Source organism: Streptomyces sp. NPDC051018 (genome assembly GCF_044456085.1).
Lineage (GTDB): Bacteria > Actinomycetota > Actinomycetes > Streptomycetales > Streptomycetaceae > Streptomyces.
Genome location: NZ_JBITFN010000006.1, coordinates 230,205 through 247,606, shown reverse-complemented (window position 1 = coordinate 247,606; position 17,402 = coordinate 230,205). Strand labels below are relative to the sequence as shown.

General features: G+C 69.8%; 13 protein-coding genes and 1 tRNA gene. 6 read left to right on the top strand and 8 right to left on the bottom strand.

The features are described 5' to 3' along the window. Positions 1 to 13: 13 nt before the first annotated feature. The 4 genes from ACIBCM_RS13415 to ACIBCM_RS13400 form a co-directional block, all read right to left on the bottom strand. Positions 14 to 1,474, bottom strand: a complete 1,461-nt coding sequence (locus ACIBCM_RS13415) for a DUF2252 domain-containing protein (RefSeq protein ID WP_399242706.1) — start codon at positions 1,472 to 1,474, stop codon at positions 14 to 16. A gap of 522 nt (positions 1,475 to 1,996) precedes the next feature. Beyond that, entirely contained in the window at positions 1,997 to 2,662 is a 666-nt protein-coding gene (locus tag ACIBCM_RS13410) for a response regulator (RefSeq protein WP_399242499.1), read from the bottom strand. After that, positions 2,625 to 4,601, bottom strand: a complete 1,977-nt coding sequence (locus ACIBCM_RS13405) for a histidine kinase (RefSeq protein WP_399242704.1) — start codon at positions 4,599 to 4,601, stop codon at positions 2,625 to 2,627. The genes ACIBCM_RS13410 and ACIBCM_RS13405 overlap by 38 nt, the downstream gene beginning before the upstream one ends. A 259-nt stretch (positions 4,602 to 4,860) precedes the next feature. Then, positions 4,861 to 4,944, bottom strand: a tRNA-Leu gene (locus ACIBCM_RS13400). 976 nt (positions 4,945 to 5,920) lie between these two features. On the opposite strand from ACIBCM_RS13400, the gene ACIBCM_RS13395 reads away from it, so the two are divergent. The 6 genes from ACIBCM_RS13395 to pknB all read left to right on the top strand — a co-directional run bounded on the left by ACIBCM_RS13395 (position 5,921) and on the right by pknB (position 14,033). After that, on the top strand, positions 5,921 to 6,766 hold the full coding sequence (locus tag ACIBCM_RS13395) for an FhaA domain-containing protein (RefSeq protein WP_399242497.1): 846 nt from the start codon (positions 5,921 to 5,923) through the stop codon (positions 6,764 to 6,766). 10 nt (positions 6,767 to 6,776) lie between these two features. Then, positions 6,777 to 7,289: an FHA domain-containing protein gene (locus ACIBCM_RS13390; RefSeq protein ID WP_399242495.1), complete on the top strand. Its 513-nt coding sequence runs from the start codon at positions 6,777 to 6,779 to the stop codon at positions 7,287 to 7,289. A gap of 148 nt (positions 7,290 to 7,437) precedes the next feature. Next, positions 7,438 to 8,931, top strand: coding sequence for a PP2C family protein-serine/threonine phosphatase (locus ACIBCM_RS13385; RefSeq protein ID WP_399242493.1), 1,494 nt, complete (start codon positions 7,438 to 7,440; stop codon positions 8,929 to 8,931). Between the two features lie 26 nt (positions 8,932 to 8,957). Next, positions 8,958 to 10,367: an FtsW/RodA/SpoVE family cell cycle protein gene (locus ACIBCM_RS13380; RefSeq protein ID WP_399242491.1), complete on the top strand. Its 1,410-nt coding sequence runs from the start codon at positions 8,958 to 8,960 to the stop codon at positions 10,365 to 10,367. Continuing rightward, positions 10,364 to 11,827: a peptidoglycan D,D-transpeptidase FtsI family protein gene (locus ACIBCM_RS13375; protein ID WP_399242489.1), complete on the top strand. Its 1,464-nt coding sequence runs from the start codon at positions 10,364 to 10,366 to the stop codon at positions 11,825 to 11,827. Before ACIBCM_RS13380 ends, ACIBCM_RS13375 begins: the two co-directional genes overlap by 4 nt. Before the next feature lie 199 nt (positions 11,828 to 12,026). Further along, positions 12,027 to 14,033 (top strand): Stk1 family PASTA domain-containing Ser/Thr kinase, encoded by a 2,007-nt coding sequence (gene pknB, locus ACIBCM_RS13370; protein ID WP_399242487.1) that lies wholly within the window; start codon positions 12,027 to 12,029, stop codon positions 14,031 to 14,033. Between the two features lie 108 nt (positions 14,034 to 14,141). On the opposite strand, the gene ACIBCM_RS13365 is transcribed toward pknB, so the two are convergent. The 4 genes from ACIBCM_RS13365 to ACIBCM_RS13350 all read right to left on the bottom strand — a co-directional run bounded on the left by ACIBCM_RS13365 (position 14,142) and on the right by ACIBCM_RS13350 (position 17,349). Continuing rightward, the gene (locus tag ACIBCM_RS13365) at positions 14,142 to 14,822 is read right to left on the bottom strand and encodes a class E sortase (RefSeq protein ID WP_399242485.1); all 681 of its coding nucleotides are present in this window, start codon (positions 14,820 to 14,822) and stop codon (positions 14,142 to 14,144) included. Between the two features lie 57 nt (positions 14,823 to 14,879). Continuing rightward, positions 14,880 to 16,169, bottom strand: a complete 1,290-nt coding sequence (locus ACIBCM_RS13360) for a class E sortase (RefSeq protein ID WP_399242483.1) — start codon at positions 16,167 to 16,169, stop codon at positions 14,880 to 14,882. A gap of 236 nt (positions 16,170 to 16,405) precedes the next feature. Then, positions 16,406 to 17,143 (bottom strand): aminodeoxychorismate/anthranilate synthase component II, encoded by a 738-nt coding sequence (locus ACIBCM_RS13355; RefSeq protein ID WP_399242481.1) that lies wholly within the window; start codon positions 17,141 to 17,143, stop codon positions 16,406 to 16,408. Continuing rightward, positions 17,140 to 17,349: a hypothetical protein gene (locus ACIBCM_RS13350; RefSeq protein ID WP_399242480.1), complete on the bottom strand. Its 210-nt coding sequence runs from the start codon at positions 17,347 to 17,349 to the stop codon at positions 17,140 to 17,142. Before ACIBCM_RS13350 ends, ACIBCM_RS13355 begins: the two co-directional genes overlap by 4 nt. Positions 17,350 to 17,402 lie beyond the last annotated feature (53 nt).

The following is a 17,402-nucleotide window of genomic DNA, read 5'->3' as shown; positions in this document are numbered from 1 at the left end:
GCCGGGCCCCGGGTCACACTCCCAGCTCAGCGGTGATCCGACCGCTCTTGATCGCCGACAGCAGCGCGGCGTGATCCGCTTCCGTACGGTCCGCGTAGAGAACGGCGAAGGACGCCATCGCCTCATCCAGCTCCTCGCTCTTGCCGCAGTAGCCGGACAGCAGCCGGGGATCGGCGCTATGGGCATGGGCGCGGGCCAGCAGGGCACCCGTCATCCGCCCGTAGTCGTCGAGCTGTGCGGCCGTGAGCGCGGCCGGGTCCACGCTCCCCTTACGGTTCCTGAACTGCCGTACCTGGAAAGGCCGTCCCTCGACCGTTGTCCAGCCCAGCAGAATGTCACTGACGACCTGCATCCGCTTCTGGCCGAAGACCACCCTGCGACCCTCGTGCTCGCTCGGCGGTGTCTCGAACCCGGCAGCGGCCAGATGAGGCAGCAGCGCGGACGCCCGTGCCTCCTTGACCTGGAGCACAAGAGGTTCGCCCCGGTGATCGAGCAGAAGCACCACATAGGAGCGGGTTCCGACGCTTCCGGTGCCGACGACCCGGAAGGCCACATCATGGATCTCGTATCGCGCGAGCAGCGGCAGCCGGTCCTCCGAGACCGTGCCCAGGTACTCCGCCAGGGACGAGGCGACGGCAGCCGCCTCCGCGTCGGGCACTCGCCGCAGCACCGGAGCCGCGTCCACAAAGCGCCGCCCCTCGCCCTCGGCGTCCGAGAACGCCTCCGTCGCCTTGGCGGCGAAGCGCGCGCTGGTGTTGTTACGGGCCTTCTCCGAGACCCGCTCCAGGGTGCCGATCAGATCCCGCGCATCCGTGTGGGAGACCAGTTCCTCGTCCGCGATCGCGTTCCAGGCGTCCAGCGCGGGCAGCTTCGCCAGCAGCCGCATGGTGCGGCGGTACGCGCCCACGGCGTCGAACGCCGCGTCACGGCATATGTCCTCGTCGGTGCCTGCCACCCGGCCCGCCAGCACCAGCGATACCGCGAGCCGCTTCAGATCCCACTCCCAGGGACCGACGACGGTCTCGTCGAAGTCGTTCAGGTCGATGACCAGCCGACCCTGGACGTCACCGTACAGACCGAAGTTGGCCGCATGCGCGTCGCCGCAGAGCTGGGCGCTCACACCGGTCGTAGGGGTGCCGACCAGATCGTGGGCCATCAGTCCGGCCGAGCCTCGCAGAAAAGCGAAGGGCGAGGCCGCCATCCGGCCGACCCGGATCGGCGCCAGTTCGGGCACCCGGTCCTTACTGGACTCCTCGACGGCCTCGACCGCGTCCGGCCGGTCCACCGCGGGCACGAACGAATCGTGCGAAGACCTCGGCACCCGGTCCCGCAGCGACTTACCGATCTGCTTGGGCGACCGGGAGTCTCCCGCGCCGGCAGCTCCACGCCGTGCGAAGCCGGGCACGACCGGGATACGGCCGCTGCCTGCGGAGCGGGCCCGCCCATCGGCCTCGCCCTCGACGGAACCCGCCATCCCTGCCTGCGTGAGCCCCACCGGCGCCACCGACTCAGCCTCGCTCATGCGCTGCCCCGCTCCTGTGCCTGTTCAACATCAATTGCCCCTGACCGTACCGCCGCTCCCCAGCGGGCGTCTCCCGGGTGGACAACTCCGACAAGGTCGCCCCGGACCGTGAACACCGGTGTCCAAGCCTCCAACCTCGTTTCCCCTTCTGTCCGTTCGATCTCCAGGGCAGTGCCCCAGCGCCTCCACCCCATCCGGCGATGTTTCACGTGAAACAGACAACGCGGATGTTCCACGTGAAACATCGCCCAACAGCTACCGCCCTCCGACGCGGCCCCCTTCACTCAGAGCCCCACCCGCCCGGCCCGGCAGCGGCTCGGGGGCTTCGGACTCCGGGGCTCGGCACCCGGGCTCTCCGGGCACCTGCCACGCTCCGGAAACCCAGCCCCGGCGTCCGGCCCACTGCCCCCGGCGGGGCGCCCGGGTACCCGCATCTCACCTACCGCTGTCCCGTCTACCGCTGACGGCGGATCCTCAGGCGCCCAGCCCGGCATCCCGGGCCAGCAGCGCCGCCTGCACCCGGTTCTCGCACTCCAGCTTCGCCAGGATCCGGCTGACATAGGTCTTCACCGTGGCCTCGCTCATATGCAGACGCCTCCCCGCGTCCGCGTTGGAGAGCCCCTCGCCCAGCAGCGCCAGCACTTCCCGTTCCCGCGCACTCAGCTGGGCCACCCGCGCCCGCGCCTGCTCACCACGTGCCGCTGCCCGTCCGGTGGCCAGCTGATCGACCACATGACGGGTGGCTCCGGGGGAGAGATAGGCATCGCCGGCAGCGGCGGCCCGTACGGCTCGGATCAGCTCCGCGGGGGCGGTGTCCTTCAGCAGAAAGCCGGCGCCCCCGGCCTCCAGGGCCCGCAGTACATTCTCCCGGTCACCGAAGGTCGTCAGAATGATCACCCGCGCTCCGGGCACGGCCCTGCGCAGCTCCCCCATCGCCGTGAGTCCGTCCATCACCGGCATCTGGATGTCGAGGAGCACCACATCCGCACCGTGGGAACGTGCCAGCTCGATCGCCTCGCGCCCGTTAGCGGCCTCCGCCACGACCTCGATCTCCTGGTCGGAGGTGAGGATCATCCGGATCCCGGCCCTGATGAGCGGCTCGTCATCCGCGATGACGACCCGGATTCTCGGCCCCGCCATATCCACCCTCGCACTCACCCATGTCGACCCGGTCCACCGGCCGACCCCAGCATGCCCGAACCGTCCCGCCCGCCCCCGGCCGGTGCCCCGGCGCCCGTTCCGCCACCGCTCCCGCGCCACTCCCGGCACGCTCCCGCCCCGGCTCCCGCACCCCGCCGCCACCCGTTCCCGCGTCCGGTGCGATCCACCGTCGCGTCTGGTGCGATCCACAGCGGCGGGCCTGCATCGTGACCTCGTACGAGCGCTTCTCGATGAGCTTGCCGCCCTTGAAGCAGAACCGGAACACCGGCTCCTTGTCCCAGCTGTCGGAAATCTCCTCCGACATCAGCACCAGGCACTCGGATCCGGCCGGCTCACCCGGTGCCTCCTTCTTGTCCCCCAGCCCCCGGGTGAAGAAGGTGTCCCCGTTCGGCAGCCTCCCGCGCACCGCGTCCTCGTCCGCGCCGATCTCGACGGCGTCGTACGTGGACCGGTCGATCATTCCGCCCTCCAGGGAGATGACGAGGACGTACCCGCCGACGACAAGGGTCGCGACCAGCATCACCACCACGGCCAGGGATATCCCACAGCCCAGCCCGGTGCCGCCGGCCCTGCCGTGACGCTTGTCCAGCGCGCCGATCACCGGCTCCCTCACCGTGGTGTCCCCGTGCATGGCGGGAACACCCTGTCCGTGAGGGGCCGCCGGCGCCTGCTGAGGAAAGTCGTCGTCCGCCGGCACAAAAGGCGCGGCCTCCACCGCCCCGTACGGCAGCACCCCCGCCACCCGGAAGCCGCCGCCCTCCATGGGCCCGGCGTGGACGATCCCGCCCACCAGCCGGGCCCGCTCACGCAGCCCGGTCAGTCCCTGGCCCCCGCTGACCGCGTCCCCGGCCGCCGCGGGATCCGCGACTCCACTGACGATCTCCACGACGAGGGAGTCCGGCTCATATCTCAGCTCCACGCCGATCGGAGCGCCCGGAGCGTGCTTATAGGCATTGGTCAGCGCCTCCTGCACGATCCGGTAGGCGGCGTGGTCGGCCGCGGCCGGAAGGGGCCGCTGCTCGCCCGAGCGCCGCAGTACGACCGTCTTGCCGGCGGCCCCGGCCGCCTCCACCAGCGCGTGGATACCGGCCGTCCCCCGGGCGGCCCGTTCCGATTCACCGACCGGCGCCTCGGAGCTCCCGGCCCCGTCCCGCAGGATGCCGACGACCTCACGCAGTTCGTGCATCGCGGCCACGGAGGAGTTGCGCAGCACACCTACGGCCTCCCGTTGCCGCTCGGTCAGTTCAGGGTCGACCTCCAGCGCTCCGCTGTGCACGGAGATCAGGGCCAGCTGGTGGCCGAGGCTGTCATGCATGTCCTGGGCGATGCGCTGACGCTCCAGCAGCCGGGCCTGCCCGGCGATCATCCGGTGTTCCCGCACCAGTTGGGCGTTGCGCTCCCGCAGAGCTTGCAGCAGGGTCCGCCGCTGGCTCCAGTAGCGGCTGGCCAGACCGGGGACGACGGCGGTGGCGAGATAGGCCAGGGTCGTCACCAGGGTCAGCCCGAATGGCATCCTGCCGGACCAGTAGATCGCAATGCAGCCGGCGAGATAGAGCACATATCCGACGGAGAACGCGGCGAGCGCCCGGCCGGCGCCCTCGATCCTGCGCCCGGCCGACCAGGCGACCAGCGGCATGACCAGGAAGAAGCCGCCGACCACCCCGCCGAGCGCGGCCGTGACCGCCAGAACCGGCACGGGCAGACGGCGGCGCAGCAGCGAGCACCCGGCAGACCCGAGAGCCACGGCGAGCAGCCTCGGCCCGCTCTCTCCGAGCAGGTCCTCGACCCCGGCCGCCAGCAGGGCCACCACCAGCGCGAGCACAAGCTCCCGCGCAGGCGTCCACCGTAACGGCGCCGGGGCAGATCGGCCCGGGAGCTCCGCGGACGCCCGCCTCGGCGACCAGGGATCGGGCACCATCAGCCATGTCCAGCCCGTCCGGAGCCCGGCCCGTACTCTCGTCGACGCGTTCACATCCGCACCCTAGGCAGCCGGTTCCGGGCCCTGCGTCCCTCTTTCGTCCCGCAGGGGAGCGACGAACGTCGTGCGTACGGATTCCACCGCGCCCGGGTGCTGACGGACCCGACCCGCTGCAACCGGACACACCGAAGACGCAACCGGGCACACCCGAGAACGCGGAAGCCCCACAGGCCAAGGACCTGTGGGGCTTCCGATCTTGTGCGCGAGGGGGGAGTTGAACCCCCACGCCCTTTCGGGCACTGGAACCTGAATCCAGCGCGTCTGCCTATTCCGCCACCCGCGCATTGGGTGCTGTCGCTGGGCTCCCCACCGTTGGGTGTCTCCCCCTGGCGACTTCCAGAAGATTAGCACGCTGCCCTGGGTGGATTCACATCCGTTTGTTGGGGCAGCCCTGACCGGGGAACACGGACGGGACTGACCGCGGGGACGGACCGCTGGAAGGCCGGCGTGGAGGAGGGGAGGCACGCGGGGAAGCAGGGAAAGGTAAGGAAAGGACGGCGGGGCAGCAGGGCGGCAGGACATCGAAATGGCGGGAACGGCAGGCACGGCAGGCACGGCAAGGGAGCGGACAAGCGGGGCAGGGCGCCGCGGGCAGGGAACGGGAGACGGACCACGGTCGTTCTTCCCCTCGGGACCTCGGGACCTCGGCACAGGACTCGGTACGGACCTCACGGCAAGATCCGGCCCGGGTCGCCACGGGCCCGGCCGGGACCTCGGCTCAGGACCTGGCAGGGCCCGGGCACAGGACCTCGGAGGGAGCCCGGCCGGTTCATCGGCCGCGGTGGCGTCCGGGAAAACCGGTACCGGCCGAAGGAAACCGGTACCGGCGGGAGACGGGCGGCGGCCAAAAACCGGCGGCGACCGGAAGGCGGCCCCGGCCGGAGGACCGGCGGCGGCCGCAAAACCGGTACCGGCCCGGTGAACCGCTGCGTGAAACCGCCGAGTGAACCGCCGCGAAACCGGTGACAGCGTGCCGGTGGAGCAGACCGGCGGGAGAGGCCGGTGCGGATCGGCCGGCGGCCCCGTGCGGACATCCGGCGGGCCCCTCCCACGGGCCCGCCGCCGCTCCGCGGCACGGCCCGCCCCCCGCTCCTCCGCGGTCCACCCTGGGTGCGGGACACTGGCATGAGGCCGCCTCTACGATCCGTGTGAGAGGTGACACTCATCGACGGGGCAGACAAGGGGAACCAGCCGATTTCCCGACGCGTGGATACGATCAGTAAGCAGTATCAGGACGGCAGCAATGGAGGAGGTGCCCGATGGGAGTTCTGAAGCGTTTCGAGCAGCGACTCGAAGGTCTGGTCAACGGCACCTTCGCCAAGGTGTTCAAGTCCGAGGTCCAGCCCGTCGAGATCGCCGGCGCTCTCCAGCGCGAGTGCGACAACAACGCGACGATCTGGAACCGCGAGCGGACGGTCGTCCCCAATGACTTCATCGTCGAACTGAGCACGCCCGACTTCGAGCGGCTGAGCCCGTACTCGGGGCAGCTCGGCGACGAGCTGGCGGGTCTGGTGCGGGACTACGCCAAGCAGCAGCGCTACACCTTCATGGGGCCCATCAAGGTCCATCTGGAGAAGGCCGACGACCTCGACACCGGCCTGTACCGGGTGCGCAGCCGGACTCTCGCGTCGAGTACGTCACAGTCTCCCGACCGGGGTCCCTCGGGCTCCGGCGCTCCCGAGGGATACGGCTATCCGCCCCGCGCGGTACCGAGCCCGCCCCCCGGCGCGCCTCCCATGCCCTCCGCACCCCCTCCGGGCGCGGGACGCCCCGGCCTCGCGCCCGTGGGCCCGGCGGGTGGTCCCGGACCGCTGCCGGGAGCGCAGGTACGACGCTGGATCGAGATCAACGGCACCCGCCATCAGATCTCCCGCCCGACGCTGGTGCTGGGCCGCAGCACCGACGCCGATGTGCGGATCGACGACCCCGGCGTCTCCCGCCGGCACTGCGAGATCCGGACCGGAACGCCCTCGACGATCCAGGATCTCGGGTCTACCAACGGCATCGTGGTAGACGGGCAGCACACCACCCGCGCTACGCTCCGCGACGGCTCGCGGATCGTCGTGGGCAGCACCACCATCGTTTACCGGCAAGCCGAAGGGTGAAGCGGGGGCAATGTCAGAGCTGACCCTGACGGTCATGCGGCTAGGTTTCCTGGCCGTTCTGTGGCTGTTCGTGATCGTGGCCGTCCAGGTCATCCGCAGCGACCTGTTCGGCACGCGCGTCACCCAGCGCGGTTCGCGCCGGGGCGGCGACACGCGCCAGCAGCAGGCGCGCCAGCCCGCCGCGCCGCCGCCGCAGCGCCAGCAGTCCGGCAACAGGCAGCGGCGGGGGGCGCCGACGAAGCTGATCGTCTCGGAGGGCACCCTCACCGGCACCACGGTGGCGCTCCAGGGCCAGACCATCACGCTGGGCCGGGCCCACGATTCGACGATCGTGCTGGACGACGACTACGCGTCCAGCAGGCATGCCAGGATCTACCCGGACCGTGACGGCCAGTGGATCGTCGAGGATCTCGGGTCCACCAACGGCACCTATCTCGACCGGACCCGGCTCACCACCCCGACACCGATTCCGCTGGGCGCGCCGATCCGCATCGGCAAGACCGTCATCGAGCTGCGGAAGTAGTAGGACTAATGACAGCGTGCGAGCGGAGCGAGCGAGCCGCAGCGGTCCCGACAGCGGACCGGGACGGGCTCCCGACCGGAGGGTGGGCAGTGTGGCTCGAGACCGGCTGTACCCCGAGGCAGCATCGACAGGGCAGGGGCAGGTGGGCATGAGTCTGTCCCTGCGCTTCGCCGCCGGATCGCACAAAGGCATGATCCGGGAGGGAAACGAGGACTCCGGCTACGCCGGTCCACGGCTCCTGGCGATCGCCGACGGCATGGGGGGGCAGGCCGCCGGTGAGGTCGCCTCCTCGGAGGTCATCTCCACTCTCGTCACGCTCGACGACGATGTGCCCGGTTCGGACATTCTCACCTCGCTCGGTACGGCCGTGCAGCGCGCCAATGAACAGCTGCGGCTGATGGTCGAGGAGGACCCTCAGCTCGAAGGCATGGGCACCACGCTCACCGCCCTGCTCTGGACGGGCCGGCGGCTCGGTCTGGTCCATGTCGGCGACTCCCGCGCCTATCTGCTGCGCGACGGTGTGCTGACGCAGATCACCCAGGACCACACCTGGGTGCAGCGGCTGGTCGACGAGGGCCGTATCACCGAGGAAGAGGCCACCACCCACCCGCAGCGCTCCCTGCTGATGCGCGCGCTGGGCAGCGGCGACCATGTGGAGCCCGATCTGTCGATCCGGGAGGTCCGGGCCGGTGACCGCTATCTGATCTGCTCCGACGGGCTCTCCGGCGTGGTCTCCCACCAGACGATGGAGGACACCCTCGCCAGCTACCAGGGCCCGCAGGAGACCGTCCAGAATCTGATCCAGCTCGCCCTGCGCGGGGGCGGCCCGGACAACATCACCTGCATCGTCGCCGATGTCCTGGACACGGACTCCAACGACACCCTGGCCACCCAGCTCAGCGACACCCCGGTCGTCGTCGGCGCGGTCGCCGAGAACCAGTACCCGCTGAACGACGGCGGCGCGATGCAGACCCCTGCGGGCCGCGCGGCCGGTCTCGGCCGCCAGGTGCCGCAGCAGCCGCCCGGCGGCTTCGGCCCGCCCGGCAGCGGCGACGGCGCGGGGTACGGCGGGACGCAGTCCGAGGGCGGCTTCGGCACATACGGCGACGACGACTTCGACAAACCGCGCGGCGGCCGCAAGTGGCTGAAGCGATCCTTCATCACCGTGCTCGCCCTGGTGGTCGTCGGCGGTGCCCTCTACGGGGGCTACCGCTGGACGCAGACGCAGTACTACGTCGGCTCCCGGGACGGGCATGTCGCGCTCTACCGGGGCATCAGCCAGGATCTGGCGTGGGTCTCGCTCTCGAAGGTGGAGAAGGATCACCCCGAGATCGAACTCAAGTACCTACCGCCCTACCAGCGCAAGCAGGTCGAGGGCACGATCACCCAGGACAGCCTCGGCAGAGCGCGGGCGAAGATCGGCGAACTCGCCGGTCAGGCCGCCGCCTGCAAGAAGGAAGAGCAGCGCCGTGAGGCGGCCGACAAGGCCGCCACGGCGCCTCCCGGCGAGGGCCAGGCGGGCGGCACCGCCGGCAAGCCGGCCGGCCAGAACACCAGCAAGCCGTCCGCAGCCTCTCCCTCCCCGGGCCCCACCCTCTCGGAGGAGGAGCAGAAGCTGGCCTCGAACTGCGGGAAGCAGTAAACAGCCGTAGGGGGCCTTTCTCCGTCATGAGCGTTGTCACCAACACCACCACGATCGGTGCGATCGACGCACCGAGCCGCCGCAACACCGAGCTGATGATGCTCGCGTTCGCCGTGGCCATTCCGGTGTTCGCGTACATCAATGTGGGACTCGCCCTCGACGGGGAGCTGCCCGCCGGAATCCTCGGCTACGGACTCGGGCTCGGGCTGCTCGCGGCGGTGGCCCACCTCGTGGTGCGGAAGTTCGCCAAGTACGCCGACCCGCTGCTGCTGCCGCTGGCGGTCCTGCTCAACGGGCTCGGTCTGGTGATGATCTGGCGGCTGGACCAGTCGCCGCGCCTGATCCGCCGTGCCGAGCAGCTCTTCGGCGGGTTCTCCCCGGACGCGCCCAAGCAGATGCTGTACTCGGCGATCGGCATCGCGCTGTTCGTCGGGGTGCTGCTGGTGCTCAAGGACCACCGGATCCTCCAGCGGTACACCTACATCTCGATGGCGGTGGCGCTGGTCCTGCTGGTGCTGCCGATGTTCTTCCCCGCCCGCAACGGCGCGAAGATCTGGATCAGCCTCGGGCCGATCAACATCCAGCCGGGTGAGTTCGCCAAGATCATCATCGCGATCTTCTTCTCCGGTTATCTCATGGTGAAGAGGGACGCCCTCGCGCTCGCCAGCCGCCGGGTGATGGGGCTGTATCTGCCGCGGGGCCGCGACCTCGGCCCGATCCTGGTGGTCTGGGCGATGTCGATCCTCATCCTCGTCTTCGAGACCGACCTCGGCACCTCACTGCTGTTCTTCGGCATGTTCGTGATCATGCTGTACGTGGCCACCGAGCGGACCAGCTGGATCGTCTTCGGTCTGCTGATGTCGGCGGCGGGCGCGGTCGGCGTGGCCACCTTCGCGACCCATGTCCAGCAGCGTGTGGACGCCTGGCTCAACCCCTTCTCCGAAGCGGTCTGGAGGCAGAGCGAGCAGGTCGGCCAGGCGCTGATGTCCTTCGGCGCCGGCGGCACCCTGGGCACCGGCTGGGGCCAGGGTGACTCCGACCTCATCCAGTTCGCCGCCAACTCGGACTTCATCCTCTCCAGTTTCGGGGAGGAGCTGGGCCTCGCGGGGGTGATGGCGTTCCTGATGCTGTACGGCCTGGTCGTGGAGCGCGGTGTCCGTACGGCGCTGGCCGCCCGCGACCCGTTCGGCAAGCTCCTCGCGATCGGGCTCTCGGGCGCCTTCGCCCTCCAGGTCTTCGTGGTGGCAGGCGGGGTCATGGGCCTCATCCCGCTGACCGGTATGACGATGCCGTTCGTCGCGGCCGGCGGTTCGTCCGTGATCGCCAACTGGGCGCTGATCGCCATTCTGATCCGTATCAGCGACACCGCGCGCCGGCCCGCCCCCGCGCCCGCCCCGTCCCCCGACGCCGAGATGACCCAGGTGGTCCGACCGTGAACAAGCCCCTGCGCCGGATCGCGATCTTCTGCGGGCTCCTCGTACTGGCCCTGCTGGTACGGGCCAACTGGCTCCAGTACGTGGACGCCGACGAACTGAACACCAACGAGAAGAACCGCCGCGTCCTGATCGACCGGTACGCCGGCGAGCGCGGCAACATCATCGTCGACGGCGACCCCATCACGGGCTCGGTCAAGACCGACGACACCGACTTCGCGTACAAGCGGACCTATGTCAACGGCCCGATGTGGGCTCCGGTGACCGGGTACGCCTCGCAGGCGTTCGACGCCAACCAGTTGGAGAAGCTGGAGGACGGCATCCTCACGGGCAACTCCGACCAGCTGTTCTTCGACCGCACGATGGCGATGTTCACGGGTGACAAGAAGAAGGGCGGCAATGTCGTCACCACCCTGAGCGGCGCCGCCCAGAAGGCCGCCTTCGAGGGCCTCGGCTCCAAGAAGGGCGCGGTCGCGGCCATGGACCCCAGGACCGGCAAGGTCCTCGCGCTGGCCTCGACTCCTTCGTACGACCCCTCCTCCTTCGCGGGCAACTCCGCCGCCGACACCAAGGCGTGGACCACGCTGACCTCGGAGGACAACAAGGACAAGCCCATGCTCAACCGGGCGCTCCGCGAGGTCTACCCGCCCGGTTCGACGTTCAAGGTGGTCACCGCGGCGGCGGCGCTGGAGCACGGCAAGGTCGACGACATCAACGCCCCGACCGACACCCCCGAGCCGTACACCCTGCCGAACACCCGGACCGTGATGAAGAACCAGGTCAGCGGGTGCAAGAACGCGACCCTGAAGAAGGCGCTGGAGGTCTCCTGCAACTCCGTCTTCGCCAAGCTGGGTGACGATGTCAGCCGGGACAAGATGCTGGAGACGGCACAGAAGTTCGGCTTCAACAACCCCGAGCTGGACACTCCGGTCCGCGCGGCGGAGTCCCGCTACGACAAGACGATGGACCGGTCCGGCAACTCGCTCTCCTCGATCGGTCAGTTCAACACCGCCGCCACCCCGCTCCAGATGGCGATGGTCGCCGCCGCGATCGCCAATGACGGCAAGCTGATGAAGCCGTACATGGTCGACAAGCTGGTCGCGCCCAATCTCGACGTGATCTCCCAGACCAAGCCCCAGGAGCTGAGCCGCCCGCTCTCGTCGGAGAACGCCCAGCTCGTCCAGGACATGATGGAGAACGTCGTCGAGAACGGCGGTGGCAGCAAGGCCGCCATCGGCGGTGACGTCAAGGTCGGCGGCAAGACCGGTACCGCCCAGCACGGCGCGAAGAACAGCAAGCGCCCGTACGCGTGGTTCATCTCGTACGCCAAGACGGCCGACGGCTCCCCGGTCGCGGTGGCGGTCGTCGTCGAGGACAGCGACGCCAGCCGGGGTGACATCTCCGGTGGCGGACTCGCCGCCCCCATCGCCAAGGACGTCATGAAGGCGATCCTGGACAAGTGAGAAAGTGCCCGGAAAATGAGTGAGAAGTGACGCGTATCACGTCCACCTCTCATACCTGCACATTGCGATACCGGTCAGGTCTCAGGTGAAGGTCACGGGCCGACCGGATGGTGGGCGCCCGGTAGCGTATGCGCGAGCAGCACACCACCGGACCACTGACAGATGCGGTGGGGACTGACGGAGAGGGCTGGAACTAGTTATGGAAGAGCCGCGTCGCCTCGGCGGCCGGTACGAACTGGGCTCGGTGCTCGGCCGCGGTGGCATGGCGGAGGTCTACCTCGCCCACGACACCCGGCTCGGCCGCACCGTCGCCGTGAAGACGCTGCGGGCCGATCTCGCCCGTGACCCGTCCTTCCAGGCCCGGTTCCGCCGGGAGGCCCAGTCGGCCGCCTCGCTCAACCACCCGGCGATCGTCGCCGTGTACGACACCGGCGAGGACTATGTCGACGGGGTCTCGATCCCGTACATCGTCATGGAGTACGTCGACGGCTCCACCCTCAGGGAACTGCTGCACTCCGGGCGCAGACTGCTGCCCGAGCGCACACTGGAGATGACGATCGGCATCCTCCAGGCGCTGGAGTACTCCCACCGCAACGGCATCGTCCACCGTGACATCAAGCCCGCGAACGTCATGCTGACCCGCACCGGCCAGGTCAAGGTGATGGACTTCGGCATCGCGCGCGCGATGGGCGACTCCGGTATGACGATGACCCAGACCTCGGCCGTCATCGGCACCGCCCAGTACCTCTCCCCCGAGCAGGCCAAGGGCGAGCAGGTCGACGCCCGCTCCGACCTGTACTCCACCGGCTGTCTGCTGTACGAGCTGCTCACCGTCCGGCCGCCCTTCGTCGGCGACTCCCCCGTGGCGGTGGCGTATCAGCATGTACGCGAGGAACCGCAGCCGCCCTCCACCTTCGACCCCGAGATCACGCCCGAGATGGACGCCATCGTCCTGCGGGCCCTGGTGAAGGACCCGGACTACCGCTACCAGTCCGCCGACGAGATGCGGGCCGACATCGAGGCGTGCCTCGACGGCCAGCCCGTCGCCGCGACGGCGGCCATGGGCGCGGTCGGCTACGGCGGATACGGCCCGGGCGAGCAGCCCACCACGGCACTGCGGCAGGCCGACCCGGCCGCGCAGACCTCGATGCTCCCCCCGATGAATCCCGACGACGGCGCCGGGGGATACGGCGGCTATGACGACCGCCCGGACCGGCGCCGCCAGAAGAAGTCGAACACCTCGACGATCCTGCTGGCGGTCGCGGCCGTGCTGGTGCTGGTCGGCGCGATCCTCATCGGCAGATCCATCTTCAGCGGCGACGGAGGGGGCCAGGGCGATGTGCCCGTGCCCGTGCTGGTCGGCAAGACGCTCGAAGAGGCGCAGGTCCTCGCGGACAACGCCCAGGTAAAGGTCGCCCAGTCCGGTACGGCGCGCTGCGACCAGCCCAAGGACACGATCTGCAGCCAGACACCCGAGTCCGGGAAGATGCAGCAGGGCGACACCATCCAGGTGGTCGTCTCCGAGGGCGCGCCCAAGATCGAAGTCCCCGACGTCACGGAGAAGTCGGAGGAGAACGCCAAGGAGGCGCTGACCCGCAAGGGCTTCAAGGTCGAGGTCAAGACGGACGAGTCGTCGGACGAGGACCCCGGCACGGTCATCGCGCAGAACCCGCCCGGCAACAGCCAGGCCGAGAAGAACTCGGTCGTCACCATCACGGTCGCCAGGCAGGCGCAGAAGAGCGTGCCCCAGGTGGTCGGAAACCAGCTGGCGAGCGCCCGGCAGCAGCTCCAGACGCTGGGATTCCAGGTGACGACGGAGTTCGTCGACTCCGACCAGCCCAAGGACCAGGTCATCAGGCAGTCCCCGGAGGGCAATTCCCGGGCGGCCGAGGGCTCCACGGTGAAACTCACGGTCTCCAAGGGGCCGGAGCAGCAGCAGACCCCGGTCCCGAACCTGTTCGGCCAGACGCTCGGCAACGCCAAGGCGATGCTGGAGCAGGCCGGTCTGCGTATCGGCAATATCGACGGCCCCGACGACGACAACGCACTGGTGGTCGGCCAGAACCCGGCGGCGGGCTCGCAGGCGAACGGCGACGGCCAGGTCAGCGTCCGGACCCAGGACGTCGGCGGCGGTAACGGCAACGGCGGCAACAACGGCGGCGGTAACAACGGCGGGTTCATCAACGGCGGCATCGGCGGCGACTGATTCCACCGCGCCGTGACAGGCGCTCGGCGAGAGGCCCCGGCACCTTCGGAAGGGTGCCGGGGCCTCTTGCCTCTTGCCTCTTGCCTCTTGCCTCTTGCAGGGATCGTTTCAGCGCAGTTCCCCGGGAGGCGTACGGTCGTTGTCGACCTTGACCTCACGTACCAGCTCGCCCCAGACGATATAGCGGTAGTCGGAGGTGAAGATGGGGGTGCAGGTCGTCAGGGTGATGAAACGGCCCGCCTTGGTCTTCCCCGACTCCTTCGGAACCGGGTCCAGCACCTTCACGTTGTACTTCGAGGTCTGGGGGAGCTTCTTGTAGACCTTGTAGACGTACCAGGTGTCCTTCGTCTCGAAGACGATCGGGTCGCCCACCTTGATCTTGTGGATGTTGTGGAACTTCGCGCCGTGGCCGTCGCGGTGCGCGGCGAGGCTGAAGTTGCCCTTGGCGTCCCAGGGGAGCGCCGATCCGACCGGCTCGGTGTAGTAGCCCGCGATACCGTCGTTGAGCTTCTTGGGGTCGGTGCCCTTCTTCACCAGCACCTCGCCGTTCTTCATGGCGGGTACGTGGAGGAAGCCGATGCCGTCCTTGGTGTCGAGCCCCCGGGGCGCGTTGTCGCTCTTCCAGCCGTCGCGCATCCGTTCGCTCTGGCGGGACGCCTCGCGGTCCGCGACCACATTGGTCCACCACAGCGAATAGGCCACGAAGAGCCCCAGGATCACGCCTGCGGTGATCAACAGCTCGCCGAGGACACTGATGACACCGGCGACCCGGCTGCGCGCACGTGACACTGCACCTGTTCCCGTCTGATAGTCCCCAGGACCTGATCAGGCCCTGAAGCGTGTCGCCTAGCCTATGAGCGCGTCCGGTTTGCCCTTGCTGCGCGGCCGTTCCTCGACCATCTTGCCCCACACGATCATGCGGTAGGTACTGGTGAACTCCGGCGTACAGGTCGTGAGGGTGATGTACCGGCCGGGCTCGGTGAAGCCCGATCCCCGGGGAACCGGACTGATCACACCGATGTTGGACGGTGCCGTCTGGGGCAGGATGCTCGCCATCTCGTACGTGTAGTACGCGTCCCTGGTCTCGACGACGATCGGGTCGCCCGGCTTGAGGCGGTTGATGTAGCGGAACGGTTCGCCGTGGGTGTTGCGGTGGCCGGCGACCGCGAAGTTGCCCGTCCGGTCGGAGGGCATGGCGGTCTTGAGCCTGCCCTCGGCGTAGTGGCCCACCATGCCCCGGTCGAGGACCTTGTTCTTGTTGATCCCCTCGGCGACCGGAACGACGACATCGAGCTTGGGGATGTACATGATGGCGAAACCCTGGCCGGGTTCGAAGGCGCCCGGTGTGCGCTCGTCCTTCTCGAAACTCTCCTGGATCTTGTCGGTCTCCTTGCTGACCTCCTGCCCGGCACGGACATTGGTCCACCAGAGCTGGTAGGTCACGAACAGGAGCATCAGCACGCCGAAGCTGATGAACAGCTCCCCTATGGCCCGGCTGGCGATGACGGCGGGGCTGTCCTTGGCCGCGCGGGCCGCCCGGCGGGCCTCGACCCGTGAGAGCGGCCGGGCGGGCGCGTCGGAGGCCGTGACGGAGGCAGAGGCCGTGGCGGAGTCGGGCTGTCTGCGCCCCCGGCCCCTGGCCGCCCTGCGCCGTTCGGCCCGGCCGGGGCCGGGCGGGGGCGGCGATACCGGCTGGTGGGCCGGGGAGGCCGCGGGGGCGGGCTGCGTTCCGAGCGCGCCGCGGGTGTCGGACGTACGCAGTCCGATGGTGGCGTCGTCCCGGTCTTCGTCCCCGCCGGGTACCGGCCCGGAGACCGGTACCGGTATGGACGCCGGCCCGGACGCCGGTATGGATTCCGGCGATTCCGACACCGGTACCGGCCCGGGAGCGGGGGGCCGGGTATCCGGACGTCCGTACGGCGGGCCCGCGAGGGGGTCGGCCGGCGGCGGACCGTTCACAAGGCCGGCCGGCGGACCGGTCAAAGGGCCGGGCGCCGTGCCGTTCACGGGGCCGGGCACGCCGGGCCGCCGTCCGTTCACCCGGCCGCGTACCGAGGCGGCCGGAGCACCGGGAAGGGGGTCCGTCAGAGGATCGCCGAGAGGTTCCGCGAAGGGATCAGTGAGAGGCCCCGGCACGGGGACCTCCGGCCGGCGGTGCCGGGGTCCCGCCCGTTCCGGTCTCCTCGGCGCCCCGGAACGCGTGAACCAGTCCTGGCGGCCGTTCTCGTCGTACGGCTCCGGGGACGGCGGAGCGTGCCCCGAGGAAGCGGCCGGGCCGGCCCCCGGCTGCCCGTGCCCCTCGGGCTCCTGGTGGAGAAGCGGGCGGGCATGCCGGGGCTGTCGGCCCGGCTCCTCCCCAGGATGCCGGGCGGTCACGCCACGGCCTTGCCCACCACCGGCGCGAGCCCCGCCGAACGCTCGACGGCCCCCGTGTCACCGCACTGCGCCAGCCAGTTGGCGAGCATCAGATGCCCGTGCTCGGTGAGCACCGACTCGGGGTGGAACTGCACGCCCTCCACGGGAAGTTCCCGGTGGCGCAGCCCCATGATGATGCCGTCGGCCGTCCGCGCGGTGACCTCCAGGACATCGGGCAGCTCGGCCGGTTCCGCGGCCAGCGAGTGGTAGCGGGTCGCGGTGAAGGGCGAGGGCAGACCGGCGAAGACGCCCCGGCCCTCGTGGGTGACGGGCGAGGTCTTGCCGTGCAGCAGTTCGGGAGCCCGGTCCACGACGCCTCCGTACGCGACCGCCATCGACTGCATCCCGAGGCAGACCCCGAAGACGGGCACCCCGGTGGAGGCGCAGTGGCGGACCATCTCGATACAGACACCGGCCTGCTCGGGGGTGCCGGGACCGGGGGAGAGCAGAACGCCGTCGAAGCCGTCCTGGGCGTGGGAGAGGGCGACCTCGTCGTTCCGGACGACCTCGCACTCCGCGCCCAGCTGGTACAGATACTGGACGAGGTTGAAGACGAAGCTGTCGTAGTTGTCGACCACCAGGACGCGGGTGCGCGCACCACTGCGCCCGGGCGTCCCGAAGGCGCCCTCGGTCCCGGTCGTGCCGGTGGATCCGGTCGTGTGCGTGGATCCGGTCGTGCTGCTCGCGCCGCTCATCGGGACGCACCCTCCTCGCCCGTGCCGGCGCCCGCGCCACCGGCGCTCTCGCCGTCGACCGTCACATCGTTGAACGGAAGCAGCGGCTCCGCCCACGGGAAGACGTACTGGAACAGCACATAGACAACCGCGAGGACCAGCACGAGCGAGATGAGCGCCCGCACCCACGCGTTGCCCGGCAGATGCCGCCAGATCCAGCCGTACATGCCGTCCCTTTCCGTTCGGTACCGCTCCAGACTAAGGGGCGGCAGGGGCCCGC